Raw genomic sequence first — 26736 nt, forward strand, 5'->3', positions numbered from 1 at the left:
TGTAGGTGGATGTACATTTTTAAAAAACATGATACAATAGAAAATTGTTTTGTTTTTTAAAAATGGTTCAATGATTATTTATATTATAAATTTTATACTTTTCTTTAATTTTGTTTTTCTGTCTGCTGTTGTAAATACTGATCCCTTGCACGTATCACAGAATGAAAAACTGGTTCATCTGTATTCCCATGGGTTTGGTGAAAATGGACCGTTTGGCAAAGGCACTGAGTATACTGCAGACGTTGAGGGCCCAGCTTATCCAGATGCGCCCGGTCGGCTTGACGCAGCTGTTTTTTATACCAAGCCTGCCGTGGATGTTTTGGCTGATCATGTCAAACAGATTGTAACGCGCTTGCCAGAGCAGGAGCCGTTTTTACATCCACTGCGGGGCAAAGACATTCAAAATAGGCTGCTGGTTGAGGGGCGTTCGTGCGGCGCCGGTACTTTCATTAATTTTTTGGCAAGGCTCTATGCTGGTGAGCATGATTCTGTAGAAAAAGAGACCATGACAAAAATTGATGCAGCGTTCAAGGGCTTTATTCTCGATGTGCCGTTTTTGGATGTTAAACGTGTCGCATCTCTCTGTTATGCAGCAAAAGTGGTTGCGATAGGCATTGCTGCTGGTTCTTGCAAACTCCTTAATCTTGTTTTAAAAAAATATAGCACAACAGTCGATACTGGTAAAACAACCGATACGGCCAAAAAGCTCGCAGCCTATTGCATGGTGTTGCCATTGACTTATTTTGTTGCACACAAAGCTTTTATGCATAGCACAACCCGCCTTATTTTTCCCTGGTTTACCGGCTACCATTTTGATCCAACCTATCCAACGCCACTGGAAAACCTGGAAAAAATAAGAGGTAAGATCAAAGTGCCTGTATTGCTGCATTTTTGCAAAGACGATGGTACTTTAATCAATGAAAAAGATGATATTCTCAAAACATACCGAGCATTCAGGGCTGGCAATGAAAAGCAGACGTTTATTGTTTTGACTGAACCTGGCGAAGGTTCGCATAACCAACTATCTGACCGGTGGAAAGTAGCACGCAAAGCGTTTATCAATGCCGTCAAGCAGAATCAAAGCTTTGATGAGTTAAAACAATATTGCATTTCGCCAGAAGAGCTTGAAAGGCAGCTTGGTCAATAGTTTTTTAGCTTCGATTATTTTAAAAATCGGCTATACTTTTAATAAAGCATTTTGTTTTTAGGGTATGCTGTGCGAACTTACTTGGTGGCTGGACTGCTAGCGTTCTGTCTGTTTTCTTTTATTGTTTATAAAACGGTTCGTTTTGAGAGAACAAAAGCAGACAAACTTTCAATTGTATGTACAACAGGGATGATTGCATCAACGGTACAGTCGATTGTTGGCAATGAAGCAGACGTGTTCTGTTTGATGGGCCCGGGAGTTGATCCGCATACGTTCAAAGTCCGTCCATCAGATGTTGCACGTATTCGCTCTGCAGATCTGTTGGTTTTTAACGGGTTGCACCTGGAAGGCAAGATGACCGATCTATTTGAGCAGTCAGATATTGCCGGCAAATCCTGTTCCGTCCAAACCTGCATTGATACAAAACAGCTTATTGAAGTGGCGCCTGGTGTATATGATCCGCATGTGTGGCATGATGTTTGGTTGTGGGCATCTGTGATTGATCCGTTAGCCGAACGTATTATACAGCTAATGCCTGAGAAAGCAGATAGTTTATATAAAAATGTTGCTGAATATAAACACAGGCTGCTGCAGCTGCATCAACAGCTGCTTGAAACGTATGCAAAAATTCCGGTTGCACAAAGAATATTAATTACCGCGCATGATGCGTTTGGCTATTTTGGACGAGCGTATGGGTTTCAGGTTGTTGCGCTGCAGGGGGTGAGCACCGATGTGCAGGCAGGATTGGCTGACCTGCTTGGATTAGCAAACTTTATTGTAGATCACAAAGTGCCAGTTGTTTTTTTGGAATCATGTATTCCGTCAAAAAGTATGATTGCGGTAGTCGAAAAGGTCGAAACGCTCGGTTTTAAAGTTACTCTTGGAAACGAGCTACTTGCAGACGCGGTGGGCATGCAGGGTGCCGATCCGGCGGCGTATCAACAGATGATGCTTGATAATATGCGTACCATTGTGGATGGGTTTGGGTATCCAGTTTTGCCAGAGCCTTTTGAAAGGAAATAAGCGATGATTGATACAGCGCCACATACGTGTATCTTAGACGTGCAGGGGCTTACAGTTTCTTATGATGGGAGCCCTGTGTTGGATGATCTGTCATTTACCGTTCCTCGCCACAGCTTTGCAGTCATTGTGGGGCCAAACGGTGGTGGAAAATCAACGTTAATGCAGGCGTTATTGGGTATTAAAAAGCCAGTTTCAGGATCGATACAGTTTCACATGCAAAACAATCTGCCCGCGCCCGTTGCGTATGTGCCGCAGAAAAAAAATATCGACTGGCATTTTCCAATTACGGTATCTGAAGTGGTGATGATGGGGCGTTATCCGTACCAAGGTTTTTTGGCGCGAGCATCAGAGTATGATAAACAGATCGTTTTTCAGTCACTCAAAACAGTTGGCATGGATGTATATGCGGATCGCCCAATTGGACGACTGTCCGGGGGCCAGCAACAGCGTGTCTTTTTTGCTCGCGCGCTCGCACAGGAGCCTGAACTGTATCTGCTTGATGAACCGTTTGCAGCGGTGGATGTGGCAACAGAAGCTGAGCTTTTGGCTGTGCTTGAAGCTGAGCAATTGAAGGGCAAAACGATTATCATGGTTCACCACGATCTGAATACGATTTCGACGTATGCGGATTACATAGTGCTTCTGAACAAAAAGCTCTTTGCAGCGACCGACCTTGCTTCCTGTTCATATGCTGATCTGGTCCGCGCGTACGGCAGAGCGGTGGTTTCCTGGCACAAGGATAGTGTATGATGCTTGCATGGCCAGTGTACGTAGGTATGAGTTTTTTTGCCGTGTTTGCAGCCTTTTTTGGGGTTTATGTTGTCCTGCGTCGAATGAGCTTGATGACTGATGTACTGTCGCATGCGACCTTGCCGGGCGTGGTGCTCGGCTTTTGTCTTTTTCAAGGCAGTTATCTGTGTATGCTTGTGGGTGGTATGCTTTCCGGTTTTCTGGGTGTTCTTTTGACCGGTTTTTTGGAACGACATAGCTTTTTAAAGATGGATGCGATTTTAGGTGTTATTCTTTCAATTTTTTTTGGATTTGGGCTATTTTTATATTCCTTTTTGCAGCGTTATGCGGGTGCAGATCAGGCGATGATTATGCGATTTTTGCTTGGCAATCCGGTGCTTTTGACGCGTCAGGACTGTATCTATATTGTTGGTTTGGGAATTATAGTATTTTTTGTGTGTGCGACTTTTTATAAACCTTTGCAGTTAATCGCTTTTGATCGACTGTACGCGGCTTGTCTTGGTTACAATATTGTTTTTTATGATTTTCTGCTTCTGTTTTTCTTGCTTGCGATTATCTCATTGGGGCTGCCGCTGGTTGGTGTGATGTTGACAAGCAGTTTAATGGTTGCTCCCGCAATGGTTGGGTTGCAGTTTTGTTCCAGGATCCGTGCAGTGCAGATTGTTGCAATGTTGGTTGCATTCTTTGGCAGTGGGCTTGGCCTATTGCTGAGTGCGTCTTTCAAACAGATACCTGCAGGGCCGTTGATCTCTATCTTTGTCATCAGTGCAGCTCTGTTTTCGATTGCGTATTGTTCTTTTAAGTCCATGTACCACAGCAAAAAGGGTTAAGATGGTAAAAAAGCTTCTTCTTGTTGCAACTGCAACGTCGCTTGCCTGTAGCTCAGTCGGATTTTTTCTGGTTTTGCGAGGCACTGTGCTTGTTGCTGACGCGATTTCACATGCGCTCGTGCCGGGCATTGTTGTGGCGTATCTGTTGACCGGCTCAATGCATCCTGTTGCCCTGTTGATCGGTGCACTTGTATCTGGCATTGGCACTGTTTTGTTTACAGAGTTGTTGAGCTCTTTTGTTGATGAGCGCAAAGAGGTGGCGCTTGCGTTGACCTTTCCACTGTTTTTTTCAGTCGGCGTGCTGCTCGTGAATCTGTACACATCATCCTTGCACCTTGATATTGATATGGTACTTCTGGGAGAGATCCTGTTTGCAAGCATGCACAAACTGTCTATTTTTGGAGTTGACGTCGGACCGCAGCATTTTTGGGTGATGTTGTGTATTTTTTTGGTCAACGTTTTGGTAAGTACGGTTTTGTTCAAACCGTTGCAGTACCTGTTATTCGACAAAGACAGCATGTTGCTTCCTCGTCATATATCGCGATTGCTGTTTCTGTTTCTTACGTTTGCGACCGGTTGGACGATCATGGCAACGTTGGAGGTGGTCGGTTCTCTGGTCACCGTCTGCCTCATGACTGTTCCTGCAGCATCGGTCCTGCTGTTTTCAGGTTCAATGAAGTCCGCGTACCTTTTGACCCATGCTTTGGCAGGTTTAGTTGCCGTGGCCGGTGTGTTGACCGGTTTGTGGTTCGACTGTTCAATTGCCGGATCCATGGCGTTGTGGGCAGGCCTTTTTTTTGGAGGAGCGTATGTTGCAAGCAGGGGTTATTGAGGTTGGATTTTTAAAATAGACTTTTTGTTTTTTTAACCTGCGTTTAAAGGTTGTCTTCTTCTTCTTTAATCTTTTTTTGCAGGGCTGCTATTTCCCGAGTTAATCTTTTGATTTCCTTTCCGTTTGGCTTTTCGTTTTCCTGGTCGTTTTGCAATTCTGCTTCTTTTTTCTTGAGCTTTTCTTTCAATTGTTCTATTTTCTTTTGTGCGGTTTGCGGTTCATGTCTTATCATTTTTTTTACATTGTCTTGTTCGATTTCATGTTCTTTTTGTTTTTTAAGTAGTTCCTGCTCCTCTCTTGCCATTTCTTCCGCGCTTTTCAACGTGAGCAAATACAGTTTATCATATTTATCAACCAAAAAGCTTGTTTCATCCAGTGCTACAAACTGATGCATCGCATTGTGGATGGCAAAGCTTTTTTCTTTTGCAGTTTTTAAGTTGGTTGTATCTTTAAAAAGTTTTTTCTGGTCGTCTGGTTTGAGATGGATAAACGCTAGCACATTTTTATCTATTGTTTTTTCTTGCTGTTCTGTTCTTGGTTCATCTGATGGGTCAAGCAGATACAGTTTGTTATTATTTTTTAAAATGTATGGATATGTTATACGCGAGGCCAGAAGTTTCATATTTATAGTATCATCATTATCGTTTTGATTTATGAACAGATCCCTTGCTTGATTTAAAAGTAGCTCTTTGTTTTCAGTTGTTAAGTCACCACTTGAACCTGTCTGAAACATATATAAAACATGATTGACAGTAGTAGCAATTACAGGCATTTCTTCAAAAAACTGGTAGGATTGTATTCTGTATGTTTCGTTAGAATTACTGTTCAAAATTTCTTGAAAGTGTTTTGGGTATTGTAGTATTTGTGGGAAACCTCTCTCATAAATGCACAAATCCTTTTCAACGTACTTGAATAGTTTAAGGTTGAGCTTGTGCGTGAATGCACTCGTTGATGGGCTGGCAATAAAAACACGTTTCGCAGCAGTATCTAACAGATACGCATTTTCAAACTCGAACGGTTTTTCGTTTTCCTTACTTATTTTTGTCATGAGTGTGTTTGCATAGCCGGATGAGGTGAGAATGTAATCATTCTTTTCATAAGTTATGTGCCTGATAATGTATGGCCTGCTGTTATGATTTCTGATCGGTTTTTCAAAAAGGGGTTGAAAGGAGGATGTTTTTTGTTCATCGTTTGATATTCTAAACAGTTGTAGTTTTGAATGGCTGATCATGGGCAATAAAAATTTGACTGATTCATCTTTCTCTCTTGGTACAAATGGCTGTCCAAGCAGAAGTGATGGAATATCATTTTCAGAATCGGGTTGAAAAAGTGGGTCGTGGGTCATGTCATAAAAATAGCCATCGATCTGTTTTTTTGTCCTTGTTGTTCCATGTGTTTTTGAATCTCTGATACCGTTGATACTGTAATATTGCAAACGACAAGATAGTTTCCCTGCCTTTTCATAATAGTTTGCTGGGGTGGTAGTATCAGTTGTTACTAGATCGTTTACAACCTGATGAATCAATTGTTTTTTCTGGTTTTCAGAAAGATCGGAGGTCGGTCTTTTCTTTTGATCACTTGAACGTATGAGTTTATCTAGCGTAGTCTTTGCGATCTCAACAAAACCGTAAACATACGAAGGGATTTTCTCTTTTTTTACGCCAAGTGAGGTCAGAAAATCCTTTTTTTCTGGTGCAAAACAGAATCTGAATCTGCCGACAAAATAGACGTTTGTGTCACTGGTGACAATGTTTCCCATGATTGCATCAAGTTCATAGTGAACATTATGCTTCAAAGGTGAAAGTTTCATTTTAAATCCAATGGGAAGATGGTTTTTGAAATCGAACTCTTTTAACGTGTAACTGACATGATCAGAGGTTGTTGGTGCGACTGGTGATCCTTCAAGTTCCATTGCCTGCATGAAGTAATTTGTGCTCATGAGTAATGCGAAAGTTGTTATGCGTACTGCGTGATAGATTTGAAGATATTTCATAATCATTCCAGACTTTAAAATAGAGATAATCAGCTTGTACTAAAAGCTGTCCTCAAAAATCAATGATCGGTGTAAAGAGCCACTTGTACTGTTTATGCAGCGTGTCAAACCATCTGACAATCGTATTGTTGCCAAAGTATGTTTTTTGACTTGAATACTATTTGGCGGTACATTGTATTATGTGAAAAACTGTTATTTTAAATATAAATCCTCAGGCGTTATGTCTGGGCACAGTGAGTTGCATTATGAAATTTTATGTCACCACGCCAATCTATTATGCCACTGCAAAGCCGCATCTTGGTTCGTTGTATTCAACAGTGGTTGCTGATGTGCTTGCAAAAATAGCAAAACTTGATGGTAAAAAAACGTTTTTTTTGACCGGAACTGATGAACATGGTCAAAAAATTGCAACAGCGGCTGCCAAAGCGGGAAAAGATATAAAAGAGTTTGTTGATTCATTCATTCCTGCATACAAACATGCCTGGCAGCTCTATCATATCGATTATGACCATTTTATACGGACCACTGATGTATCACACAAAGAGAATGTGCAGAAACTGGTTCGTGCACTGCTGGCAAAAGGAGATATTTACAAAGGTTCATACGAAGGCTGGTACTGTGTGCCGTGTGAAACTTTTTTGACCGAAAAAGAGGCAGAATCGGCTACACAAGACAGAAAACCTCTGCATGCATTGTGTAATCGTGAAACGGAATGGTTAAAAGAAGAGAGCTATTTTTTCAGGTTATCGGCCTATCAACAGCGGCTGCTTACGTTTTATGAGCAAAATCCGCACTTTATTATGCCAAAAGAGCGTGCGCAGGAGGTGATCAGTTTTGTTCAAGCTGGACTGAAAGATCTTTCTATTTCACGTACTTCGGTAAAATGGGGCGTTGCGTTTCCTGATGATCCTGAACACGTTTTGTATGTTTGGATTGAAGCGTTGTGTAACTATATTACCGGTGTTGGTTATGGTCAAGATCAGGTACTGTTTGACACCTGGTGGCCTGCAGATGTTCAGGTGATGGCAAAAGACATTGTGCGATTTCACGGTGTGTTCTGGCCTGCTCTTTTGATGGCAGCCAATCTACAAGCACCAAAACAGCTTCTGGTGCATGGCTGGATTAAGGTCAATGATCAAAAAATGTCAAAATCGTTGGGCAATGTCGTTGATCCGGTTGAGTTGGCCCAAAACTATCATCCAGACTGTATTCGGTATTTCATGATTCGCTATCTTTCTTTCAATCAGGATGGGGAGTTTAACATTCAGCTCCTTGAAAACTCCATTAATGCAGATCTGGCAAATGATCTGGGCAATCTTCTGAACCGCATGATTATGCTTGCAGACAAAAATGGATTAAAGCATATCCCTATGCCGACAAGCTGGTCGCCAGAATCTGAAAAACTTCAGAAAAGTGCAGACGAGATGATAGAACAGTTTTTCAACCATGCCGATGAGTTTCAGCTGCATCTGGCATATGCGCGACTCTGGCAGTTTGTCAATCAGACAAATGCCTATTTTCATGAGCAGGAACCATGGAAGTGTGCAAAAACAGATCAGGCACTTTTTGCGCAAGTCATGAGTGCGACGGCCCATGCATTGTATACGATTGCAACGTTATGTTTGCCGGTAATGCCCACCAAAATGGAGGAGCTTTTTGTGCAGCTTGGTGCTTCAAGGACTGAGCGAACGAAAGTATCGATAGATATGCCGTGGAATATGACTTTTCATTTTAATCTGCAAAAACCGTTATTTGAAAAAATACAACGGGAACAGGAGTCGACCGCTCCAGGACCTGCAGAGCAAAAACAGGAAAATATGCCGCAAAAAAATCAATCGGATGAAGCAATTAGTATCGATCTTTTTGCACAGATACAGCTGCGTGCCGGTACGGTGATTGCCTGCGAGCCGGTTGAAAAGACGGATAAGTTATTAAAACTTACTGTTTCGTTTGGCGCTTGTGGTACACGTCAGATTGTAAGTGGTATTAAACAGTTTTACAAACCGGAAGGGCTTGTCGGGCAGCAGTTCATTTTTCTTTATAATCTTCAACCGCGCACCATGGTCGGTCTTCAGTCACAGGGCATGATCTTGTGTGCACAGGATGCGACTGCAAAACCGATTCCTGTACGGCCAGTACAACATGTTGAAGATGGAACGATATTAAAATAAACATTGATCGATACGTATTGTTTGGTTGGACTTCGTATGAAATCTTTCTATTAGTTTCCACTTGAGTTTTCTGTTTTTATTTGAATTATAATTGATCGATAGGTAAACCACCAGTTAGACTGGTGAGACTGTCAAGGCTCGGCCCCCGGATTCAAGAAGAAAGATGATGTTGTAGAAATGATAAACTATTGTTGGGCTTGACGGGCCAACAATAGGAATTAGCAATGGAAAACAGAACAACATCATCATATGCAAGTTTAAGTCATTCGAAATGGAACTGCAAATATCACATAATATTTGTTCCGAAATACCGGAAGAAAATTTTGTACGGAAAAGTCAGGCAATTTTTGGCGGAAGTATTTCATGAATTGGCGAGTCAAAAAGGATGTAAAATAGAGAAAGGGAATATGGTTCAGGATCATGTTCATATGTTGATAAGTATACCGCCAAAATATTCTGTAGCAGAAGTTGTAGGATTTATCAAAGGTAAAAGTGCGATAGCTGTTGCGCGAAGGTTTGGTGGAAGAGCAAGGAATTTTAACGGTGAACGATTGTGGGCACGAGGTTATGCTGTTTCTACTGTTGGTTTTGAAAAAGCACAGATATACGCTTACATCAAAACCAAAATCAACTTGATTCTCTTGGTTACGATGAATCCGGTGAATTTTAAAACGACTTAGTATATTTTTTATCTGGCAGTCTTCGAGACTGCTCCCATCCGCTAAGCCCCTCATTTTATGAGGGCGTTATAACTAAATTTGAAGAAATGTCTATTTCTTAATATGATAAAAAATAGACATTTGCAGTGTCAAAGTGGATGTTTATATTTTTTCCTATTACATGAAGGTCATAATATAATGAAATTGTATAAAAAAGTAATGGTTCTTGTTTGTTTTGCGTGGACGGGCAATCAGTTTGGTAATTTTGGTTTATTGAAACAATGTTTTAATAAGTTGTTTCTATTCAATGCAAAAAGTTTGTACCAAAAAAATGGAAAATATTCGGCGCCCATAATAAAGCATCGAATGCCAGAGTTAAATGAAAAAAATAGATTAGTGGCACGTATCAACTACAAGCAAAAAGAAGCAGCTGATATTTTGAAAATCAGGCAAGCTGAGCTTGAAAAAAGTGAAAAAAATATTGTAGGTTTGCCAGAGTCTGAACTATTGAAATGGGAACTTACAGCAGTGACTTATAAAACTCCGGCGCCTTTTGTATGGACGCAGCATTCTAGACCCTATGATCTTCAAGAAGATAAAGATAAAAATCTGATAGATATGTGTGTAAAAGAACCTGAGACTGGTAAAGAGTTCAGTTTTTTTGACTATGGATCAGAAAAACGCAATGAGCAGTTTATAAAGCAACGATATTCAGATTTAAGCTATGCGCAGATTAAAGACTTGAAAAATATAGTAGTTGATTATCATACATTAAAGGCTAGTATTACTGAGGGTAAGCGTATGGCTGCAAATCAGTCATCAGAAAATAGCTCGATGGAAGAGTTGAACCAGTTGCGTAAAAACCTTGATCTAGTTTCTCAAAAAGCTTATGATCAGATGAGTTTTCATGTACAGGTTGATGATTATGTTAAAGGGCGAAAAAAAAGTCACTTAGCTGAAGAATAATAATAAGTTGATTAAAAACATAAGCGAGACTGAAAATAGTACACCGTTTTCAGCCTCGCTTTTTTGCTCTTCAAATTTGTAAAAAGAGGCAAAATGAGCTACTTTTAAAACTGGTGTGTTTTTATATCCATTTTAAATGTTACAGATTTAAAGGGGCTTTCGTGAGCAAAATTATTCTTTTTTACAAATATGTCGATATTCAGTATCCAAAGCGCATTGCAAAGTGGCAGCAGAAAATCTGTTCGGATTTGCAGTTGAAAGGTCGTGTGATTATTGCGCACGAGGGCATTAATAGTACCCTTGGTGGCACAGACCAGCAGATTGAGCGATACAAACGATTAATGGAGCAGCATGAGCTGTTTGGATCGATCGATTTCAAAGAAAGTGCGGGTGGTGCAGACTGTTTTCCACGGCTTTCTATTAAAGTAAAAAATGAGATTGTGCGCATGGGCGTTGACCCTGCTGTTTTGACAATTAAGCAGGGTGGGCAGCATCTGATGCCAGAAAAGGTTCATGAACTTTTAAACAAAAATCCAGAGGATCTTGTTATTTTGGATACGAGAAACAGGTGCGAATCGGATATCGGTGCGTTTCAGGGTGCGCTTAAAGCGGATATTAGATATTTTAGAGAGTTTCCTGACTATATTGATAAAAACATCGATCTGTTTAAGGACAAGCAGGTTTTGATGTACTGCACCGGTGGCGTGCGTTGTGAGCGTGCAACTGCCTATCTGAATGTCAAGAATGTAGCCAAAAAGATCTATCAGTTGGAAGGTGGCATTCATCGGTATATTGAAAAATATCCAGACGGTTTTTTTCGTGGTAAAAACTATGTTTTTGACGGTCGTCTGTCAGTTGCTTCAAATGAGGATATTTTGAGCCGTTGTGCGTTGTGTCAAAAGACCTGCGATGAATATAACAACTGTCTGAATGCATCCTGCAATAAACATTTTGTCTGTTGTCAAGGCTGCAAACAGCAGTTTCATGGTACATGCGGGCCAGCATGTCAAACCCTGGTCAGTCAAGCGGCCGTGCCGATCCGTCCTGAATTTAAAGTAGTAAAAGTATGAATGAGCACCTTTTGTTTGATCGTTTTGATGGGCTTATTCAGGAAAATGTCAGTTTAAAAGATAAAAACTGGTTTCAAACGGGCGGCTGCGCATGGTATTTTGCCGCACCTTCAACCACTGAGCAGTTTCAGGCTACTATTGGCTTTGCCATTCAAAAGTCAGTACCGCTTTTTATGTTAGGGCAGGGTGCCAATATTCTGGTAAGCGATGATGGATTTGCAGGGCTTGTCATTCAGCCCAAGCTCAATGAGATTATTCAAACAACTGAAAATCGGGCCGATATTGCACATATTGTTGCAGGTGCTGGTGTTTCAATGGCCACGTTGATTGACTGGTGTCTGGAGCGAAATTTTGTAGGACTTGAAGAGTTTAGTGGCATTCCCAGCAGTGTTGGTGGAGCTGTGTATATAAATCTGCATTATTTTGAGTTTTTGTTGCAGCAGTTTTTGGTTTCCGCCAAGCTCATTCATGCCAAAACTGCGCAACTTGAAGTTGTTGGTGCCGAATGGTTTGATTTTAGGTATGATTATTCAAAACTTCATACAAAAACCCACTATTTGGCATCAGCAACCTTTGCAGTCAAACATGTCAGTAAAATTGAGGCTGCGTATGCAAAGGGCAGAAGTGTTGAGATTATCAGGCATCGAGCGTTTAAATATCCACAAAATAATACGTGTGGCTGTTTTTTCAGGAATTTTCGGGAAAGTGAAGTTCCTTTTGAAATCAATGGCAAAAAGATGTTGTCCGCAGCCTATTATCTTGATTCAGTAGGTGTTAAAGGCTCCCTGCGTGTTGGTGGTGCAGTTGTTTCGCAAAAGCATGCGAATATGATTGTCAACGATGGTACTGCGACCAGCCAACAGATTATTGAACTTGCTTTGCAGATGCAGGAGATTGTCAAAAAGCGATACGGGCTGCTGTTGCAGCCGGAATGCCAGTTTTTGGGTATTGATAAAACGATTTTTGGTGTTTAAAGATTGACATTAGCTGTTTGATCCCAATAAGTAATGGGTTGGATCGAGTGTAAAATATTCTGGATGATTTGTCCACTCATTTAAAATAAACTGCCAAGGGGTTTTGCCTTTGAGAGCCTTGAGGCGTTTAGCAAAGTTAAAGGCCATTAAAAAGGAATGCAAATGCTGCTTTAGCTCGCAATTTGAAGCGTAATGAAAAGTCTTTACAGTAGCATCTTTGAGAGTTCTATTCATTCGCTCAACCTGCCCATTGGTCCAAGGATGTTTCACTTTGGTTTTTCTGTGTACTATCTGATGTTCATTGCAAACACGCTCAAAGATGTGAGGCAATGCCTTTGTATGATGAGCATGATTAGTAAATTGAATACCGTTATCTGTAAGTATTTTATGTATTTTGTATGGGACGGCTTTAATAAGATTGCGTAGGAACCCTGCCGCAATCAATTTGGTAGGACTTTCATGAAGCTCTGCATACGCAAATTTTGATGTTCTATCGACTGCGACATACAGATACAACTTACCTTCAGCTGTTCTTACTTCTGCAATATCTATATGAAAATAACCGATGAGATACTGCTTAAATTTCTTTTTGTCGCAGAAGCTGATGTCGATTGTTTAGGTAAAACAGAACAGCCATGACGCTTCAAACAACGATGAAGACTCGATCTGCTCAAATGAGGAATAGTTTCTTGTAAGCTATATAAAACATCATCCAAAGGCAGCCCCGTCGTTTTCCTGAATGCTACTATTGTTTCCTCTTCAACTTCTGAAAGAACCGTGGATTTTACCTTTTTGGGGCCCATTGGCAGATCTTTTGTATCGTTTCGCTTTCTCCATTTCATTATTGTTTTTGGGTTGACATTAAATCTTTTTGCTGCTTTTACTATACTTTCTTTACTATTACGGATCTCTCTACGCACAGCCTCTGTCGTTCTGGCCTTTGGATGCAATACTTGTCCCATAAGTTTTTTCTCCATAAATCATTATCTTCGTAGTATACACCATAATTCTCAGGGACCAAACAATTAGCTGCTTTGTTATGATTAGCTTATTCAGATTGTAATTTGGCTAGGAGCGTTTTGTGTTGAATGATTTTTTTAGCGCTTTTTTTTCAGTATTCCATGTGGTTATTCGCTTGTCATTTGGTTGCACGGCCTTCATTTGGGCAATGCATCAAATTACTATTCCTATCCAAACTACAACACTTGCTAGCCTCGCATCTAAAGAAATACAAAAAAATGATCTGATAATTGCTATGGCAAACCAAAATTTTAATATCAATATGCCATTCGTTCAGTTATGGAATCAAATGATAGATGAAAATTGGGATCAGAATATTGAGAAAAATATTAATATGTTTAAAGTGCCACTTTCTGTATTTAAAACTATTTTTGAAAAACATGTTCAAGTATACGAAGCGAGAGTCTTTTTTGATTTTTTGAACTGGTTTACTTTATTAAAAAATCTTGTGCAACCAAAAAAAGGGAGAGCTCAGGCTGATATTTATTTTACAACCTTAATAGGTTCGACTGCTGAAAATAAGGTGTTTTATAGTCAATGGGTGCCGATGACCTTGTACCTTGGAGTTCGTCAGTGGACTACATATAGTGGATATCAGGAAGCTCGTAAATATTCTAATTATTTCCAACAACTTGCCATGTGCCAGCATCGTGCAGAGCTTTTTGATAGTTCAAAACCACTTAAGAAAAACATTCATACGCCATTTTTTGATTTTAGAGAAGGAATGTTTGATGATTGGATCGGCGAACTCTGTTTTAGAGGTAAAAAAATAGACCGAACTTGGCTTGCAAAAACGTTATATTCAAGTAACACTGACACATTAAATATTATTAACCCCGCATTTTATAATCCACAGTATATTGAAAACACCCAAGTTAAAAAAAGTTTTGATGCCGAATCTTTTAAAAGTCTTTCAAATTTTCTTCAGAGTTGCATAGCCAAGCATTTGAAAGACTTAGAGCCTTTAATGGCAACTGAGTTACAAAAGATGCGTAACACTATTTCTCAGGCTTTTGCCGAGATTGAAGGTGGAAACGTGTCTGTAAAGATGATGGTTGATGCTAGCTTGCTTGAGGTAGAGAGGGATACGAAGGCTGCAAATAACTTGAAAAATGATGATCCGCAAATTGTGTATAGATATTTGGCAAAATTTTTTCGTAGGATAATGATTTTAAAATTTAAAAAAACGGATGAGCAAGAGATGATAGGAGGGTTTTACAAATCATTGAATGAAAAAGAACGTACTATATTTAATACGTGTAAAACTACGCTTTTGGGTGTAACTTCATTTTTGGAGTTGACGCATTTATTGAATGTTGAGGGCTCGCTTTTTGAATCAAAAGTACAATATGAAGCTATAAACGGATTCTTAAACGACTATATCTCAGCTATTTCAAGTCTAAGTGTTTTTTTGGATAGTCAAAAACATTTAAAAGAAGCAATTGAAAGTCTATTGGTTGATGAATATAACATTTTAGAATTACTGTTACCTCAGTTACAAAGCGCTGTAAAGAATGATTTTGAAACATTAAAAGATGGTGGCTATCAAGTGCCAACAAGTTTACAGTTACGCTGGGGATTTGCTTCGGTGAGTGGCGTTGATGATATTATACAGCGTGTTCGTAAAGATGAATCAAAATTGATGATATTATTTAATAAAGAGATAGTGATAAAAAATAAAGGTGAGGTAGATAAAAAAGTATCCGCACTTCAGTATCTTCTTGACTTGTTATACTTTAAAATTATCAAGAACGACGATCAGTTTGAGGACGTTGTTGAGTCATTATTGAAGAGCACAGATAAAGCATTAGAAATATTGTATACCGAGCTTTACAAAACAATAGGTCAGGGGAATGCTGACGGAGGAAAAATTGAAAAGATAGTTGAAGCACCTGTGCTATTGCTCACGGGTGGTGGTACTGAAGCGAATGAATGTACGGATGATCAGTCAACTGCAGGACAAAGCGATGGTGGCGGAGTTAATCAAACGGATACCAATCGATTTGACCAATCAACTGATCTTAACAGGTTGACAGAAACACAAAATATCAATACAGAGCAAATGCCGGTTGATAAAATTCCTGAGGTCCAAACACTTCATGAAATAGTTCCTGAAGTGAGTGATGAAAATAATCGATTATCAGGTCAAGTAAAACCAGAAACTGCAACAATCAATCCTGTTGAACCAACCGTTCCTCCAATTGAACAATCAGCAACTCCAATTTCACCTGCAACTCCGATTGAACCAGAAGCTCAGAATGCGTTTTTAGTATTTTTAAACAAGGTGTGGAATGCTTTGGTTTCATCAACCTTTGTGCAGTTCTTGGCTGGTTTTGTGAGAGGACTTTTTTAATCTCACCATTGACTTTTTGATTAGTTAGGAAGGTACGCCCAGTACATGAAAGCTCCAGTTAATAAAGAGAGAGGTCCATATTTGCCTGGTCTCAGCAGATTTCTTATGTGTTTTTGTTTCATATATTGGGGAAAATTATGAATATTTTTTTGAAAAGCCTCTGCATTTGCATTAAAGTTGGCTTCTGTGGGTGATAGATTTAGTGCTTTGATTAATGGTGCATCTTTTCCCCGCAATGTTGCATTCTTTCTTAAGTGTTCTTGAAACTCATGTGTATTCATATTTTTTGCTGGTTCTATCAATGTTTTTTCTACTGTATTATTATAATTCTTTTCTATCGCATCATTGTAAAACTCAGCTTCTATTCTCGAACTAAGGTAAGTCAAGCCACCTTGGAGCAGGGTATCAGGTGCTAGAGTGTATTTAATAATTCTTTCTCCATATGAGGTTTTTTCCGGTTCTGCTCCAAAAAGAGCTGATGTCATGATACCTGCTATTATAATTTTCTTCATATGTATCCGCATGTATTTAAAAAAGTTAAAATTTAAAATTATCACATTAGTTTAATTATACATTGTAAATTTTATTTTTCAAGCAAAAAACGATCCTTGTTCGATATTTTAATAAAAAATTGACAATTTTTAAATTTTAATTATAATTAAGCTAAGTAGTATCAAAATAAGGTTTAAAATGAAACGTTTTATCAAAATGGCATTGTTGCCTTTGGGCCTCTGTTTTGCTTCTTTTGTGCAAACAAATCCTCAAAAAGAGTTTGCTCGTAGCTGGATACAAGAGCTAATCTATTGTGATGGGCTACCATGGTTGCATTTTCTTGGACTAACTGGTACGCGAACAATTTCAGAAAAAGACGCATGGATAATGGCAAGAAACAATATTGATCTGATTGTGCAAAATTTTTATGTAGAATATAAGGATATTTTTGTTGGTCGACTAAAGGACCGATCAAGTCATGCTCAACTACCCTATCAGCATATCATGGAGCAAGGTTTTGAGGTTTCAAAAGCGTTGCAGGCTGGTCAATCGTACGAGGCTTTTGCCCATGACAATAAAAACAACTCCTTTATTTTATATAATGATATCATAAGATTAGAGGCGATTAGAAATGATGATGCTTTCAGTAAAAAAATCCGATCTTATATGATCAAAACAGTCGATGCATATGCGGCAAAAGAGGGCTATGAGCATGATCCGAAAAAATTTAGTGAAATTGCACAGACAAAAAGACAAAGGTTTGTTGATCTTTTAAAATACGGGACCGATATTGCAGAGCAACAGAAAGTGCGTTCTGAAAAGGAAGTTATTTCAGAAGTGCCGATGGCGAACGGAGTCAAGCTTGTAGGATTTGTCTCTAGTGAGCCTTATTGTAACAAAAACTGGGATTCGTTTGTTGGAGAGAATATAGTTCCACCATCCTGTTATTATGCAAATTATATTGACCCCAAAATAACCTCAACACTACCAGGATATGACGATTATTCTGATTTAGAAGATAAAAATCAGGTGCCCTGGTTGCTTCATCCGTTTGAAAAACTTGCAACCACTTTGTTTGGACAAGCTGCTTATAAACCGTTGCTGTTCGGGTTGAATAGCATTTATATGAGTGCCTTTGGAACAGGTGCGATGATTGCCGGAGCTATTGCTTGGGTAGCATATAAGTTCAAACAAAAACGTGCCGAAGAAAAGAAAAAGCTTGCTGAAAAGCAATAAGAAAAAACAAACAGGCGAACAGCGTTTTGTGTCTGTCCGCCTGTTTTAGTTAGTTAAGTTTTGTTTTACAGGTAATATCAAGTGTTGTTTTTTCCATTAAATGGTTATAAAACGGTTCAATGGTGCAGGTGGTATTTTCATCAAGTTGTACTGTTTGTGCCGTTTCAAAAGTAAGATTCATTGCGGCTATGTCATTCAAAATAACCGTATCCAACTCATTCCGTTTTTTTTCTGCATACGCTTTGGCCGAGGTACCAAGATGTTTTTTCAAAAGAGCGCGTGCAAGTTTTTTACCAATTGAGATTCCAAATATTTTCATATGTTTGACGTTTGCGTCATTAAATATTGTTCTAAATAACTCTTTTGTAGGAACGTTTTCTTGTGATTCTTGAAAAAGTATTCTAGCGTTTTGCAGCACAGATTCGATTGTCATCCCCATTTTTCTCATCCCATTGATTGCATCCACCAGCAATATTGGCCTTATGATAGATGGATACTGTTCAGGCTTTTCTGAAAATAGAGTTATATTCTCCTGCATCGATTCAACTATCCGGTTATTAGTTCCGTCTTGCGATTCAAAAAGTTTCAGATACTGTGGGTTTTTGAAGAACTGTTCTTTTTGATATCCTTTAAAATAATCAATGATGGCATCTAAAAACTGCTCGTCAGTGAAACTGTTAAAATTGCGGAAAATAGCTGTCGATTTTTCAAGGTGAGGTCTTAGCTTTTCTTTTAATTCTTGATCATCAATCTGATTGAGAAAGGTCTCATTTGCAATTTCAGTTAGACTACAAGCATCTTCAAATTCTTGTTGTGTGAATTCTGAAGGAGCATCGAGTAGTGCGAAAATTTCATTATATTCAGTTTCTTCATCGATATTTTTCAGTAGATCGATTGGCGTGTAATGTAATGTGGTGTATAAAAAATTCTGTCCATTTTCATTGTTTGTGTACATGCTATAACAAAAGGTTTTTTTATCAGCTTTATAGGTATCAATGATATACGTATCCAGGCTTTGAGCTCGCGCATTCACCTGTTTTAATTTGATATTTGTGTTTAAAGTAAAAGTTTGACATTGAATGATTAATAGAAATAACATAATAGAGTTGTATATTAGACCTTGCATTAGCACTCCTTGATTGATAGTGGTAGTGGTGGTGAATATGTAACTATGAGTATAAAATATCATTGATTCGTCCAAAAATCTATACTCTAAAAATGGGTTAATAAGTATAAAAAAGATCGACTATTTTTCAATAAAAAACAAAAGAAGATGGTCAACAAGATGAGTGGTTTGATAGAAGAACGGATCGAATTTTTTATCATTTTAAATTTTAAAAATCCTTGAGTTTCGTCTAATTTTTGGGTTGAAAAATCAATAGATGCCTGAGAATATCGATTGATTTGTTTTTCCTGCCGGTCAATGAAATCGTCTATTTCGTTTTGAGGTAACTGTTTAATGATTTCAATTTGGCTATTGCTAATATATTTTTTGTTTGCTTGTATTACAGTTTTTATCTGTTCTAATGAAATAGTATTATTTTCTTTTCTTGCTTTCTTGATTTCATCAGTAAGATCATGTCTTATGAAGTAGTCAAAAGATCCTATGTCGCAACTGTTATTATTTCTGAAATCAATGCGATTTAATGTATATTGTGGAAGCGCTTCTGTTGATTGAGTATCAGATGCAGTGGTAGTCTCACATTTTTTTTCTAAATCAGTTAACGTTTGCAGAATGGCGTTCTTTTCGTTGTGTATATTTTGAATATAGCTTTCAAAGGTTTTATCTATCTGTTGCTCCAAATAGGCTTCCTGTGCTGATGAGTGAGAGCTTTTGTCAAAAAGTATGTAGAGACAATAAGCGAAAAGAATCTTATCTTCAGTTTTGCATCGATTGAAACAAATGTTATTCAAATAAAGATCGCCTGAAAAAGTATCTAATTGCCCGTCCTCTTTTGGCCTCGGAAATGAGATCGGTTTTGAGTTATGTACATTATTTTTAATTCTTATTGTACGGAAAGTTTTTTGGTTCCTTGTAGGATTTAAGCTTGTAGGATTTATAATGTTACTTAGCATAAAGATGTATTTAAATTGTTCAACAGTGCTTGTGTTGCTATCTAACTTGTAAGCGTTGTGCTGCTCAGTGATATCAAATGTTAACAAAAAGATTTGAATTAAGGATGGATCTGATCTGTTTTTCAACATTTCTAAATGTGCAAAAAACTTTTGGTGGTCCGGTATTGTAATCTGTTGTTCAATGAGAGCGCAGATGTATGCATATACTTGTATCTGTGCATTTTTCAACATAGCTTTTAGTAATGTTTGATATTGAGTAGACAAAAACTGCTTTACAACTGTTTGAACAGTTGTAAAGCAGTTTTTGTCAAAAGCATATATCAGCAACGAATGATAAATCTCTTTATCGATTTTAAGGCTCGCTGAAACGCTACAGTTTCGAGTTCGAAAGAAACAGTTTTTTTTGTTTGTAATAGCTTTTCTAGCATTATCAATGTGCCATGCGTAGGTGAATATTTTTAATAATTCTTTACTGAAATTTCTGCAATGATCGTCCAAAGATAGGTCTGCATTTTGATATGAGGTGTCAAAACTGATTTTGCAATCTTGTTCTATCTCATTTTGTACCTTGAGTAACTGTTTTTTTGCCAGCGGTTCAAATAGCTTATTCAAATCTGACTGCTCAAGTTCGGTGACTATCCTTAGGTACCATTGAATATTTTCAGGTGACACAGTAACTAACCTGTTTGTAAGGTTTGTGAGCGACATGATTTGGCACGAAATATCTGTATCAGGAATCTGTTCTTCAAAATAAGATTTGCCATGTTCTTTATATTTCTCTGCCATGTTTTCAAGTCCATTCAACATGACCTCTTTTGAAAGTGGTACGGTACTGAGAAGTTGAATTTCTCGATCCATACTAATCAAAATAAATGATTGTAAAAAAAGAATTAATGATAGGCCGTATAAAATCATAATGAGTACATGTTATTTTTGACATTCTTCGTAAAAATAGGAAGCCTCTGTTGCTGGATCCTGAGCTTTCAAAATTGCTGATCCAACAATAATTCCTTCCGGTTTGAGTGTATGCATTGTTGGCATGAGCTGTCGATTGATTTTGCCGCCGATAAAAATAGGTAAATTTGTATTGCCTCGTACCATCTCCCATTTTTCAATAAGTGTCATCGGTTCGATGTGGTCTTCCGTGTTGTGAATAATAAGACCATGAAAGCCGAGTGTTTTTGCCTCCATTGCCGATTGCCCTGGTGTATGGGAATCTGAAAGATCAAGCATCAGTTTTATTTTTGCATTTTGAGCATGGGTGCAGGCTGTTTGCAGAGTATCCTTATTTGCTTCTGCCATGACAGTGAGAAACTGTACATTAAATGGCTCAAAAATGGCTATCGACTCTCGTGCGCGATCAACGATTTTTGTATCAACAAGAAGCTGTTTTTGTGGAAACGTTTCCCTGAAAAGCTTGACTGCTTCAATACCATATTTATATACAAGCAATGTGCCAATTTCAAATATATCGGCGTGTGATTCAACATTTTTTGCTAGCTCAATCGCTTTTTCTAAATCTGTTAAGTCAAATGAGATTTGCATTTTCATAAGTACCGTTCCTTTTATGATACGATATTGCGAATTTTTATAATGGTAACATATTTTATTCGGTTAGTATATGTATCAAAGTTTATACCCTCTTTTATGGCGGGGTGATAAGTTGATACATATTGAACTGTTTGTTCTGTGTTGGTTCTGCAGATGCAAAAAGATGTCTGACTGATAGTAAAAAGAGCGATGATTTAATCGGATTAGCCTCTTTTGTTATCATGAGTGGAGGCAACGCAATGTTAGGCAAAGTCATATGTTTGCTTTCTTTTGTATCTGAACTGAAATAAAAATGCGCTGGATTGCCAAACACGATAATAGTTTCTGAAGGTATGACTAAGTTTTCTGGAACTTCTATTTCTATAATATTCCAGGTGGCCTGTGCTGCATGTTCATCTGCAGTTAATTTGTAAAATGTGACCGGGGCATCCTTTATAAACTGCCAATGACTTACCGTGTTTTCGACTCTCATTACAGGTACGATTTCCTGTGTGATGGCAAGATAAATAACGGGAGTTGCGTGCTTGCGGGTGAAATTGATATAGCCTTCATGATTTGAAACACCAATAAAGCCTGCATAACAGGCGCAAAAACCTGCTGTTTTGTTTTTCCCAATCAGACTGCTTAACTGCTCTGAGGCTAGCTGATTTTTTGTCTGGAGTTTTTTAAGCATTCGTTTTTGTATCGCATCTTTATCTTGGACAAAGTGGAGCTGTATAATTGGTTGAGCTGATAAAGCTATTGAAAATAATATATAAAAAAAAGAAACTAAAGCTTTTTTTAATTTCATAAACCGTTATTCTTTTAGTGAGCGGATAGTTATTTATACTTTCATACAAAGTTTACTTTCTGTTGTGTGATAAAAACCACATTTCGTTTAAAAATGAACAGTAATGTGTGGTGGATAAGGGAAATTTTTATGTCAGGTCAGGTTCAAAAAATAGTACCAGAAGATTTTTTAGACGAACGTCAGAGGGAACAGCTTTCTGAATATGCGAATCTGCTTGTAGAATGGAACAAAAAGTTTAATCTTACTGCTATTCTTGAGCAACAATCAATCATGCAAGATCATTTTCAAGATTCACTTTCTTTGGGATGTATAGTTGATTTGCATCATACAAAAGGACTTGTTGACGTGGGGAGCGGCGGGGGGTTTCCGGGATTGCCCCTTAAAATTGCTTTTCCAGATTTACGTGTAGTATTAGTTGAAGTTAATGAGAAAAAGTGCCTTTTTTTAGAAGCAGTTATTAAAGCATTAAATTTGAAGCATGTTGAACTATGTGCGTATGATTGGCGCTCCTTTTTAAGAAATACCAGTTATCCGATAGACCTTGTGTGCGCCAGGGCATCTTTGCAGCCTTCGGAATTAATAAGAATGTTTAAAACATCTACGCCATATTATCAGGCAACGCTTTTTTATTGGGCCTCATGTCACTGGAAGGTTGATAGGCAAATTGCGCCCTTTGTTGATCTGGTATGGCCCTATCAGGTTGGGCAAAAACAGCGAGCTTTAGTACGTATGAAACGTGTATTGGACGAAAAATTTCCTATGAAAGAACAGCAATGAAACAAAATATTATTTCACAGTATATTGAGGATATTCGTAGTGATGAAAATGGTCAACCGTATGCAGCAATTTTAAGGTATTTCATCCCGGAATTTATCACTAACTTAATTGTATATTCAATGCCAATCTGGTTGGACTCATTTTTTGTTGCAGCATTAGAATCCACTGCAACATATGCAACACTTGGTGCGACCAATAATGTTATCCATTTGGGAATTAAAATTGCCGAAGCTTTATCCGTAAGCACCATTGTTTTGAGTGGCCAGTTTAATGGGCAACAGAATTACAAAAAAGCAGGTGAAACACTTCGAGATGCATTTTGGGTCACCTGTTTTGTAGGACTTTTTTTTGCGGGCATTCTGTTTTTTGGGTCAGGTTCGATTTATCGCTGGTATGGTGTTTCAGAAGATATCATTGAAATAGGAACGCCCTATCTGCGCCTGCGGGCGATTGGACTCCTTTTGATGTTTGTTTATTTTGCCTTTGTTGGTTTTTTGCGGGGTATCAAAAATACGCATTCTCCCATGAAAATTTTTGTAGCCGGTGCAATTATTTTTACCATTTCTGATTATATTTTAATATTTGGAAAGGTTGGTTTTGAACCTATGGGGCTGCAAGGGTCGGCGATTGCTACCATTTTGCAATACGGTTTTATGGTTATTGCTGCACTATTTTATATTCTGTTCAATGAAAAGAACCGCAAATATGGAGTTGAACTGTTTTCTATTTTGCACGCAAAACATGAAATATACCGTTTTTGTACAATCAGTTGGCCTATTATTTTGGACAAGGCTACGATTGCGTGTGCATATATCTGGTTGGGAAAAATGATTTCACCATTGGGAACCGAGGCGGTTGCGGCTTTTAGTGCGATTAAAGATATGGAACGCATGGCTTTTCTGCCTGCCATTGCGTTTGCGCAGATCATTACGTTTTTAATTAGCAATGATATCGGCGCAAACGATATTAAAGCGGTGAAGGTAAATATAAAAAAAACACTACTTTTAGCTGGATTCATGGTGAGTGGTATTCTAGTGGTAATGGTTGTAAAAACAAATTTTTTTTTGAGCCTTTTTGACAGACAGGGTGAGTTTACATATCTGGTTTTGCAGACATTTCCTTATATCAGTGTATGCGTGATCTTTGATCTTACTCAGATTATATTGTCAGCTGCTTTACGTGGATCGGGAAATGTGCAGATAGTTATGATGATTCGACTGTTTGTGGTCATTCTTTTTTTTGTGCCGATTTCCTATCTATTTAGTACGATTGAACAGTTTTCTATCGCATCAAAAATACTCTTGGTCTACGGATCATTTTATATTGGCAATGGGATTATGAGTCTGTTATATGTTTTGATGTTTCGATCAGAAAAATGGAAGTCGACAATTGTTGAAAATGCTTAACCTTTTTGCTGTTTAGCTTGCTGCTTTTGCTTTTTACATTTCGACACTAACTTCTTGTACGCCTTAATGGCAGGTGCTGATAAAACCAGTGTAATACATTGTGCAGCAAAAACGATTTTTAAAAGCTGTTCGCTTTTTAGTTGTGCTTGTAGCAGTGTTTGGATCGATGATATCAGTTTGCCGTTATCAGTTTCAGTTGGTACATATATTTTTTTTGGTGTTGTTTTAACTTTAGCTTTTATGTTTTCTTTGAAAACTATGCATTTTTCAATCTCATTTTCCAGCTTTTCAATCTCTTTCACGTTTTGTATTGGCATGTTGTTTGAGAATGTAGCGTCTTTTCTAGCTATTTTTAATATTCCTTTGAGTCTTTTTAACTCTTTTCTGGAAAGTTGGTCATACAATTGTCCACCGGTCTCTATGAACTTTCTTGCGTCCTGATAAAACAGTTCAGAGTTACCTGTTGTATTACTTTGTTGTTCTAAGATAAATCGAATGAGTTCTTTGTTTTGATCGCTCATTGCATAAATATTGATAAAAAAGTTGTGGAACGTTAACACTATGTACAGAAAAAATAATCTGTTTCTATTCATGGATGGCCTTATTAGTAATATTTTTTTACTAGTTACAAATAATTTATACCGTATTATGAAAGTTTGTAAAGTGTAAGCTTTATTTTTATCAATCTACTCAATTTCTGTTTTTATGATACAATGAACCGAAAGTGTTTAAAAAAATATGCTGCGAGATTAACTATGATTAAAATATCAAAAGAAGAAGTTTTAAAGATTGCTGCGATTTCTCAGATTTCTGTTTCTGACGCTGAGGCAGATTCTTTAGCAGGTGAGCTTGAAGCAGTTTTAAGTTATGCGGAGCGGGTTGCGCAACTTACGGGCGATGCACCTGATACCCTGCCGGTAACTTTTAATGTTTGCCGTCCAGATGAGGTCAAAAAGGCTGATAATATCATCATAGAAGGTCAAGGCGTTGATGCCGCAACCGGATATTTTGTGGTGCCGCTTATTCTTGATCAACAATAAAAATGGGAAAAATACATGAAAGATCTAGCGTACTGTTCAATAAAAGAGTTGCGTACTCTGTTGGATGCTAAAAAAATCTCTGCACAAGAGCTATTTGATTTTTATAAAGGACGTGTAAAACAGTTTAATTCAGAATTGCAAGCACTGCTTGAAGATTTTGAGTATGAATCATTTGGGTTTGATCATAAAAATATGCTCTCAGGCATTCCGGGTGTTTTGAAAGACAATATCTGTATACAAGGAAAAATCGCATCATGCGGTTCAAATATCTTAAAAAATTACAAAGCACCATACGATGCAACCGTCACTAAACGACTCAAAAAGGCGGGGGTTACCTTTGTAGGTCGTGCAAATATGGATGAGTTTGCAATGGGCAGTTCAACCGAAACTTCAGCCTTTGCAAAAACAAAAAATCCTTGGGATGTATCGCGAGTGCCTGGTGGCTCAAGCGGTGGTTCGGCAGTCGCGGTTGCTGCTGGGTATACGCCTTTTGCATTAGGAACAGAAACGGGCGGATCGGTCAGGCAACCTGCCGGTTTTTGTAATATTGTGGGATACAAACCAACGTATGGTCTTATTTCACGTTATGGCCTTGTTGCATACGGTTCTTCACTTGATCAGGCGGGAATTTTTGCACGTTCAGCAGAAGATGTGGCGGTTGTACTGTCGGTTTTGGCTGGTGTTGATGAACATGATTCCTCTTCGTTGCAGGTACAACCAAAAGACTATGCACAAAATATCGATTCATGTGAGGTTGCAGGTTTGAAGATTGGCATTGTTGAAAATACACTGCAGGCTGAAGGCATGGACCCTGAAATTGCTGCCGCCGTTGAAAATGCTGCAAAGTTTTATGAATCAAAAGGTGCGGTTATCAAACGTATCAAGCTTTCAACGCTTGATTACGGAGCTGCAACCTATTTTATTATCAGCCGAGCAGAGGCAGCATCAAATCTGGCTCGTTTTGACGGTGTGCGCTACGGTCATCGTGCAAAAGATACGCATGGCATTGCTAATATGTATCAAAAAACGCGCTACGAAGGCTTTGGTGCTGAAGTTCGCAAACGAATTATGGTGGGAAACTATGTTCTGTCTGCAGGGCATGCAGGTCAGTTTTACGAAAATGCCCGTCGTGTGGTGCGACTAATGCGTCATGAAGTGAAACAGGCTTTTGCAAACGAAGTTGATATGGTTATCATGCCAACAAGCTCAGTTCCAGCATTCAAATTCGGCGCTTTTGAGATGAACAAGCTGCAGATGGACCTTCAGGACTATTTCACCTGTCCTGCAAACTTGCTTGGTATTCCAGCGGTTTCGTTGCCATGTGGATTTACAAAATCGGGTCTGCCGATCGGGTTCCAGCTGCTGGCAAGTCATCTTGACGATGAGCGTATGCTGCAGGTTGCGCACTATTATCAAAAACATACCGATTGGCACAGCAAAAGACCGTCTTTGGTATAAGTATGGTTGTAATTGGGTTTAGTGTGATGGGTGACTGGTTTTTGCAGCATGTAAAGCCGGCTGTGTAACTTTTGCTTTGTTCTTTATATTCTATTATAGAATTATTCTATTTTGTTTTGAAT

General features: G+C 38.4%; 23 protein-coding genes and 1 pseudogene. 16 read left to right on the forward strand and 8 right to left on the reverse strand.

From position 1 onward, the window contains the following. The first annotated feature begins 70 nt into the window (after window positions 1–70). From IPG37_00755 to IPG37_00775, 5 genes are read left to right on the forward strand one after another with little or no spacing between them, the layout of a single operon-like run. Window positions 71–1147 (forward strand): hypothetical protein, encoded by a 1077-nt coding sequence (locus IPG37_00755; protein ID QQR53943.1) that lies wholly within the window; start codon window positions 71–73, stop codon window positions 1145–1147. Between the two features lie 51 nt (window positions 1148–1198). After that, on the forward strand, window positions 1199–2170 hold the full coding sequence (locus IPG37_00760) for a zinc ABC transporter substrate-binding protein (GenBank protein QQR53944.1): 972 nt from the start codon (window positions 1199–1201) through the stop codon (window positions 2168–2170). A gap of 3 nt (window positions 2171–2173) precedes the next feature. Then, window positions 2174–2920: a metal ABC transporter ATP-binding protein gene (locus IPG37_00765; protein QQR53945.1), complete on the forward strand. Its 747-nt coding sequence runs from the start codon at window positions 2174–2176 to the stop codon at window positions 2918–2920. Beyond that, window positions 2917–3750 carry a metal ABC transporter permease gene (locus tag IPG37_00770; protein ID QQR53946.1) on the forward strand — a complete coding sequence of 278 codons (834 nt, stop codon included), beginning with the start codon at window positions 2917–2919 and terminating at the stop codon, window positions 3748–3750. The genes IPG37_00765 and IPG37_00770 overlap by 4 nt, the downstream gene beginning before the upstream one ends. Before the next feature lies 1 nt (window position 3751). Continuing rightward, complete coding sequence (locus tag IPG37_00775) at window positions 3752–4582, forward strand: metal ABC transporter permease (GenBank protein ID QQR53947.1); 831 nt, start codon at window positions 3752–3754, stop codon at window positions 4580–4582. 43 nt (window positions 4583–4625) lie between these two features. Here IPG37_00775 and IPG37_00780 read toward each other — a convergent pair whose 3' ends face one another. Next, window positions 4626–6575, reverse strand: a complete 1950-nt coding sequence (locus tag IPG37_00780; GenBank protein ID QQR53948.1) for a hypothetical protein — start codon at window positions 6573–6575, stop codon at window positions 4626–4628. 245 nt (window positions 6576–6820) lie between these two features. Between IPG37_00780 and metG the strand changes: the two genes are divergently transcribed. The 5 genes from metG (at window position 6821) to murB (ending at window position 12415) form a co-directional block, all read left to right on the forward strand. Continuing rightward, on the forward strand, window positions 6821–8746 hold the full coding sequence (metG, locus tag IPG37_00785) for a methionine--tRNA ligase (GenBank protein QQR53949.1): 1926 nt from the start codon (window positions 6821–6823) through the stop codon (window positions 8744–8746). A gap of 224 nt (window positions 8747–8970) precedes the next feature. Further along, window positions 8971–9426: an IS200/IS605 family transposase gene (tnpA, locus tag IPG37_00790; GenBank protein QQR53950.1), complete on the forward strand. Its 456-nt coding sequence runs from the start codon at window positions 8971–8973 to the stop codon at window positions 9424–9426. A 177-nt stretch (window positions 9427–9603) separates the two neighbouring features. Then, window positions 9604–10371 carry a hypothetical protein gene (locus IPG37_00795; GenBank protein ID QQR53951.1) on the forward strand — a complete coding sequence of 256 codons (768 nt, stop codon included), beginning with the start codon at window positions 9604–9606 and terminating at the stop codon, window positions 10369–10371. A 161-nt stretch (window positions 10372–10532) separates the two neighbouring features. Beyond that, entirely contained in the window at window positions 10533–11441 is a 909-nt protein-coding gene (locus IPG37_00800) for a rhodanese-related sulfurtransferase (GenBank protein ID QQR53952.1), read from the forward strand. Beyond that, a complete protein-coding gene (gene murB / locus IPG37_00805; protein ID QQR53953.1) occupies window positions 11438–12415 on the forward strand; it encodes a UDP-N-acetylmuramate dehydrogenase in 978 nt (325 codons plus the stop codon). The genes IPG37_00800 and murB overlap by 4 nt, the downstream gene beginning before the upstream one ends. Window positions 12416–12424: 9 nt before the next feature. Here murB and IPG37_00810 read toward each other — a convergent pair. Then, a pseudogene (locus IPG37_00810) lies at window positions 12425–13377 on the reverse strand (IS481 family transposase). A gap of 119 nt (window positions 13378–13496) precedes the next feature. Between IPG37_00810 and IPG37_00815 the strand changes: the two are divergent. After that, window positions 13497–15788, forward strand: coding sequence for a hypothetical protein (locus IPG37_00815; protein ID QQR53954.1), 2292 nt, complete (start codon window positions 13497–13499; stop codon window positions 15786–15788). A gap of 20 nt (window positions 15789–15808) precedes the next feature. On the opposite strand, the gene IPG37_00820 is transcribed toward IPG37_00815, so the two are convergent. Then, window positions 15809–16300, reverse strand: coding sequence for a hypothetical protein (locus tag IPG37_00820; GenBank protein ID QQR53955.1), 492 nt, complete (start codon window positions 16298–16300; stop codon window positions 15809–15811). A gap of 178 nt (window positions 16301–16478) precedes the next feature. Here IPG37_00820 and IPG37_00825 point away from each other — a divergent pair, with 178 nt between their 5' ends. Continuing rightward, window positions 16479–17516, forward strand: a complete 1038-nt coding sequence (locus IPG37_00825; GenBank protein QQR53956.1) for a hypothetical protein — start codon at window positions 16479–16481, stop codon at window positions 17514–17516. A 49-nt stretch (window positions 17517–17565) separates the two neighbouring features. On the opposite strand, the gene IPG37_00830 is transcribed toward IPG37_00825, so the two are convergent. From IPG37_00830 to IPG37_00845, 4 genes are all read right to left on the reverse strand, one after another. After that, entirely contained in the window at window positions 17566–18642 is a 1077-nt protein-coding gene (locus IPG37_00830; GenBank protein ID QQR53957.1) for a hypothetical protein, read from the reverse strand. A gap of 86 nt (window positions 18643–18728) precedes the next feature. Beyond that, the gene (locus tag IPG37_00835) at window positions 18729–20450 is read right to left on the reverse strand and encodes a hypothetical protein (protein QQR53958.1); all 1722 of its coding nucleotides are present in this window, start codon (window positions 20448–20450) and stop codon (window positions 18729–18731) included. Window positions 20451–20519: 69 nt separating this feature from the next. Beyond that, window positions 20520–21143, reverse strand: a complete 624-nt coding sequence (locus IPG37_00840; GenBank protein ID QQR53959.1) for an orotidine 5'-phosphate decarboxylase — start codon at window positions 21141–21143, stop codon at window positions 20520–20522. A gap of 94 nt (window positions 21144–21237) precedes the next feature. Then, window positions 21238–21933, reverse strand: a complete 696-nt coding sequence (locus tag IPG37_00845; protein ID QQR53960.1) for a hypothetical protein — start codon at window positions 21931–21933, stop codon at window positions 21238–21240. 129 nt (window positions 21934–22062) lie between these two features. On the opposite strand from IPG37_00845, the gene rsmG reads away from it, so the two are divergent. After that, on the forward strand, window positions 22063–22710 hold the full coding sequence (gene rsmG / locus IPG37_00850) for a 16S rRNA (guanine(527)-N(7))-methyltransferase RsmG (GenBank protein QQR53961.1): 648 nt from the start codon (window positions 22063–22065) through the stop codon (window positions 22708–22710). Then, window positions 22707–24116, forward strand: coding sequence for an MATE family efflux transporter (locus IPG37_00855; GenBank protein QQR53962.1), 1410 nt, complete (start codon window positions 22707–22709; stop codon window positions 24114–24116). The genes rsmG and IPG37_00855 overlap by 4 nt, the downstream gene beginning before the upstream one ends. Here the strand turns inward: IPG37_00855 and IPG37_00860 are convergent. After that, window positions 24113–24709, reverse strand: coding sequence for a hypothetical protein (locus IPG37_00860; protein ID QQR53963.1), 597 nt, complete (start codon window positions 24707–24709; stop codon window positions 24113–24115). The genes IPG37_00855 and IPG37_00860 overlap by 4 nt on opposite strands. Before the next feature lie 162 nt (window positions 24710–24871). Between IPG37_00860 and IPG37_00865 the strand changes: the two genes are divergently transcribed. Together IPG37_00865 and gatA are read left to right on the forward strand one after the other, a co-directional pair. Next, window positions 24872–25156, forward strand: coding sequence for a hypothetical protein (locus tag IPG37_00865; GenBank protein QQR53964.1), 285 nt, complete (start codon window positions 24872–24874; stop codon window positions 25154–25156). A 15-nt stretch (window positions 25157–25171) separates the two neighbouring features. Further along, on the forward strand, window positions 25172–26614 hold the full coding sequence (gatA, locus tag IPG37_00870; protein QQR53965.1) for an Asp-tRNA(Asn)/Glu-tRNA(Gln) amidotransferase subunit GatA: 1443 nt from the start codon (window positions 25172–25174) through the stop codon (window positions 26612–26614). Window positions 26615–26736 lie beyond the last annotated feature (122 nt).

The sequence above is a fragment of the bacterium genome (genome assembly GCA_016699125.1).
GTDB lineage: Bacteria > Babelota > Babeliae > Babelales > Vermiphilaceae > AWTP1-30.

Excerpts from the sequence above, each read along its gene's own strand:
- IPG37_00835 (QQR53958.1), bottom strand. The coding sequence starts at position 20,450 with ATGGATCGAGAAATTCAACTTCTCAGTACCGTACCACTTTCAAAAGAG.
- IPG37_00825 (QQR53956.1), top strand. The coding sequence starts at position 16,479 with ATGAAACGTTTTATCAAAATGGCATTGTTGCCTTTGGGCCTCTGTTTT.
- gatA (QQR53965.1), top strand. The coding sequence starts at position 25,172 with ATGAAAGATCTAGCGTACTGTTCAATAAAAGAGTTGCGTACTCTGTTG.
- IPG37_00770 (QQR53946.1), top strand. The coding sequence starts at position 2,917 with ATGATGCTTGCATGGCCAGTGTACGTAGGTATGAGTTTTTTTGCCGTG.
- IPG37_00860 (QQR53963.1), bottom strand. The coding sequence starts at position 24,709 with ATGAATAGAAACAGATTATTTTTTCTGTACATAGTGTTAACGTTCCAC.
- IPG37_00840 (QQR53959.1), bottom strand. The coding sequence starts at position 21,143 with ATGAAAATGCAAATCTCATTTGACTTAACAGATTTAGAAAAAGCGATT.
- IPG37_00795 (QQR53951.1), top strand. The coding sequence starts at position 9,604 with ATGAAATTGTATAAAAAAGTAATGGTTCTTGTTTGTTTTGCGTGGACG.
- metG (QQR53949.1), top strand. The coding sequence starts at position 6,821 with ATGAAATTTTATGTCACCACGCCAATCTATTATGCCACTGCAAAGCCG.
- IPG37_00755 (QQR53943.1), top strand. The coding sequence starts at position 71 with ATGATTATTTATATTATAAATTTTATACTTTTCTTTAATTTTGTTTTT.
- IPG37_00780 (QQR53948.1), bottom strand. The coding sequence starts at position 6,575 with ATGAAATATCTTCAAATCTATCACGCAGTACGCATAACAACTTTCGCA.
- IPG37_00855 (QQR53962.1), top strand. The coding sequence starts at position 22,707 with ATGAAACAAAATATTATTTCACAGTATATTGAGGATATTCGTAGTGAT.
- rsmG (QQR53961.1), top strand. The coding sequence starts at position 22,063 with ATGTCAGGTCAGGTTCAAAAAATAGTACCAGAAGATTTTTTAGACGAA.
- IPG37_00830 (QQR53957.1), bottom strand. The coding sequence starts at position 18,642 with ATGCAAGGTCTAATATACAACTCTATTATGTTATTTCTATTAATCATT.
- IPG37_00775 (QQR53947.1), top strand. The coding sequence starts at position 3,752 with ATGGTAAAAAAGCTTCTTCTTGTTGCAACTGCAACGTCGCTTGCCTGT.
- IPG37_00845 (QQR53960.1), bottom strand. The coding sequence starts at position 21,933 with ATGAAATTAAAAAAAGCTTTAGTTTCTTTTTTTTATATATTATTTTCA.
- IPG37_00765 (QQR53945.1), top strand. The coding sequence starts at position 2,174 with ATGATTGATACAGCGCCACATACGTGTATCTTAGACGTGCAGGGGCTT.
- IPG37_00865 (QQR53964.1), top strand. The coding sequence starts at position 24,872 with ATGATTAAAATATCAAAAGAAGAAGTTTTAAAGATTGCTGCGATTTCT.
- tnpA (QQR53950.1), top strand. The coding sequence starts at position 8,971 with ATGGAAAACAGAACAACATCATCATATGCAAGTTTAAGTCATTCGAAA.
- IPG37_00820 (QQR53955.1), bottom strand. The coding sequence starts at position 16,300 with ATGAAGAAAATTATAATAGCAGGTATCATGACATCAGCTCTTTTTGGA.
- murB (QQR53953.1), top strand. The coding sequence starts at position 11,438 with ATGAATGAGCACCTTTTGTTTGATCGTTTTGATGGGCTTATTCAGGAA.